Genomic DNA, 2,995 nt, shown 5'->3' with positions numbered 1-2,995 from the left:
GAACTGGAACCAGGTCGCGTCGAGCGGGAGATGGGCCTCGAAGAAGGGCACGTCCCACATCAGGTCGATCAGCGGGACGCTGGCGAAGAGCGCGCCCTCGCCCTGGTACGGGTGGTCTTCTACCACACCTTCGGCTGGGCCTGGCTGACCCTGCTCCTCCCGTCCATCGGCATCATGTTCGCCCTGGCCGGGTCGCTGGCCGCGCACTCGCTGCAGCGTCCCGCGCTGTCCGTGGTGCGCGGCCGGCTGCGGCGGCTGCTGGTGCCCTTCTGGCTGTTCGCCGCCGCCGTGACCGTCCTGATGCTGCTCCACGGCTGGCGGCCGCACTCCTGGCACCGGATGCTGCTGTGGATCCTGCCGCTGGCCGACCCGCCCGGCACCGCCTGGGCCGAGCAGATCATCGCCCCGCTCTGGTACATCCGCACCTACCTGTGGCTCGTCCTGCTCTCCCCCTGGCTGCTCAAGGCCTTCCGGGCCGCGCCGCGCTCGTGCCTGGCCGCCTGCGGCGCCCTGGTCGTCCTCGCCCAGTACGACCGGCTGCCGCTCGCCGAGCCGGCCCTCACGCCGGTGGTCGACCTCGTCACCTTCGCCGCCTGCTGGCTGCTCGGGTTCGCGCACCGCGACGGCCTGCTGGACGCCCTGCAGGCCCGCACCGTGGTCGCCTCGGCCGCGTTCTGCCTCGCCGCGGGCGGCTGGTTCGCATACACCCACCCCACCGACGAGGGCATCGACCTCGGTGAGATCCCGCTGGCCCAGGCGCTGTGGTCGGCCGGTTTCGTCCTCCTGCTGCTGCGCTTCCGCCCGCGCCGGATGGGCCGCCTGCCCGTCGTCGACGGCGCCGTCGGACTGCTCAACGCCCGTGCCGTCACCTTCTACCTGTGGCACGAGGTCGCGCTCTTCGCCAGCGTCCCGCTGATCGACCTGATGTGGGACGTGCCCTTCTTCGAGGCCCATCTCCCGCTCGACGCGACCTGGTTCCAGTTCCTCGTCGTCTGGCCGCTCATCGGCGCCGCCGTCCTGCTGGTCGGCTGGACCGAGGACGTCGCCTCACGACGCCGGCCGCGCCTGTGGCCGACGGGCGGGCGCAAGCGCGGCCGGCGGGCCCGCGGCCGCGCCGCCGGGGCCCGCTGAGTCACCGCGGCGCCCGGTCCCGGCGGCCCACCAGCAGGACCCCGCCCGCGATACCGCCGAGCAGCCAGACGAGGAGCATCGGCATCGTCCGGCCGAGCACGAACAGGACCGGGAAGGCGACGAGCACCCCCGTGAGGACGGCCGCCGCCGCCCGCCGGACGGTGCCGCCCTCCGCCCATTCGAGGCGGAGCACGCCGGAGCGCCGCCAGAAGGTCCACAGCCCCACCCCTGCGCCGAGGATGGCGAACACGGCGAAGGGGAAGGGCAGCCGGGGCAGCCGTTCCGGCGCCGCCGGGTCCCGGACCAGCACGAGCAGACCGGTCACCAGGACCACCGGCCCGGCCAGGGCGAACACCCCGGCCACGCAGCGGACGAACCCGATGCCGACGGCCGGTGGCCGGCCCCCGCCAAAGGGCGCGGACCGCGAGGACATCGTGTGGAAGCGACGCGCCGCACCCCGGAAGTCCGTCACGAGGACCCACCCGAAGCCGGTCGCCCCGAGCCCCCAGACCACCGAGAACAACGCGCCGCCGCCTCCGCCGCCCGCCATGTGGGCTCCCCCCTGCCACGCCACTGCCGCAGCGAGGGTGGCAGGTCCGCGGGCCCGTGGGCATGGCCCGTTCCCGGCAGTGTGCGCGCGCGAACGGCGCCGCCTCACGGACCGCCGCGGAGCCGGCGGCCCCTGTCGACGACGCGCTGGACCGCGTCGGCCATGAACTCCTCGGCCGCGCGCACCTCGTGCGCCGCGCCGAGCAGGCCGGCGGTCCTGGCGAGCATTCGCTCGGTGTCCTCGTAGCCGCGGGAGCGCAGCCGCTCGAAGGTGGCGGGCGAGAAGTCCAGCAGTCCGCTGGGGGTGCCCAGGGTGCCCTCGGGGGTGAGCGGGCGGGACGGGCGGACGCGCAGCAGGGTCAGCCCGGGGTGCTCGATCTGCCGCACGGTCTCGCCCGGGGCGAGCTGGACGACGATGACGATGTCGCAGTGGTCGAGGTCGGCCAGGGCGCGGATGGGCGTGTTGTCCCGGCCGAGCATGCCGTCGCGGTAGTACTCCCCCGCGACCTGGCGCGGCGCGAACAGGAACGGAAGCGCGGCGCTGCCCAGCACGGCCTCCTTGATCTCCGCGTGCTCCAGGCCGTTGAGGTGGAGGATCCGCGAGCGGCTGCCGAGGAGTCCGGCCAGCCATTCGGCGGCCATCTGTCCGGCCCGCAGGTGCGGCAGCGGGTGCGGGGCCAGGACGGGGTACGCCGCGACCCGCATGGTGACGGCCGCCGGGCGCCGCAGCGCGGCCGCGTCGACGGCGCGGTCGGCGAGCCGCTCCAGGTCGCCGTGCGCGCCGAGGAGGCGGACGACCCGGGGCGCGAGGTTGCCGAACCTCTGCAGCAGGGACTCGGAGACGGCCCCGTCCGCGACGGCCCGGGTGCCGAACGGGGCGTCGCCCATGCGGGAGGTGAAGTCGCGCCACAGCTCCGCCAGGCGCGCCGCCCCCTCCCGCAGGCTCGGCGCACCGGCCAGCGCGACCCCGTTGAGGGCCCCGATGCTGGTCCCGGCGATGGCGGTGATCCGCGCGCCGTGGTGGGCCAGGCACTCGACCGCGCCCACCTGGTAGGCGCCTCTGGCGGCGCCTCCCGCCAGTACCAGCCCGAACCGGTGCGAGGCCGTCCCCTGTGCGGTCTCCCACCGGTCCGGGGCCGGTACCGCCCCCGTGCCCGGGCCCGCCGCCGCGCCGTACTCCGGCAGCGGCCCGGAACCGATGCCCGCGGCACGCCGCCGCAGGTCCCCGAAGCGGTCCGGCACGGGACTGCCCCCGTCGTGGGGCCCGATGCCCGGACCGGGTCCGGCGGGCCCCACGACGGGGGCAGTCCCGTGC

Annotated in this window: 3 protein-coding genes; 1 reads left to right on the top strand and 2 read right to left on the bottom strand. The window is 75.8% G+C overall.

What is annotated here, in order from left to right; genetic code table 11:
* Nucleotides 1-111: 111 nt before the first annotated feature.
* The gene (locus PV341_RS44480; RefSeq protein WP_500360946.1) at nucleotides 112-1,131 is read left to right on the top strand and encodes an acyltransferase family protein; all 1,020 of its coding nucleotides are present in this window, start codon (nucleotides 112-114) and stop codon (nucleotides 1,129-1,131) included.
* Between the two features lies 1 nt (nucleotide 1,132).
* Here PV341_RS44480 and PV341_RS44475 read toward each other — a convergent pair whose 3' ends face one another.
* Entirely contained in the window at nucleotides 1,133-1,681 is a 549-nt protein-coding gene (locus PV341_RS44475; protein WP_500360945.1) for a hypothetical protein, read from the bottom strand.
* A 104-nt stretch (nucleotides 1,682-1,785) separates the two neighbouring features.
* On the bottom strand, nucleotides 1,786-2,995 hold a 1,210-nt coding region (locus PV341_RS44470), incomplete at its 5' end, for a patatin-like phospholipase family protein (RefSeq protein ID WP_500360943.1).

Source organism: Streptomyces sp. PA03-1a (genome assembly GCF_033792805.1).
In the GTDB taxonomy this organism is placed as follows: Bacteria; Actinomycetota; Actinomycetes; order Streptomycetales; family Streptomycetaceae; genus Actinacidiphila.
The sequence above is the reverse complement of the archived record's forward strand: the minus strand, read 5'-3'. Positions and strand labels throughout refer to the sequence as shown.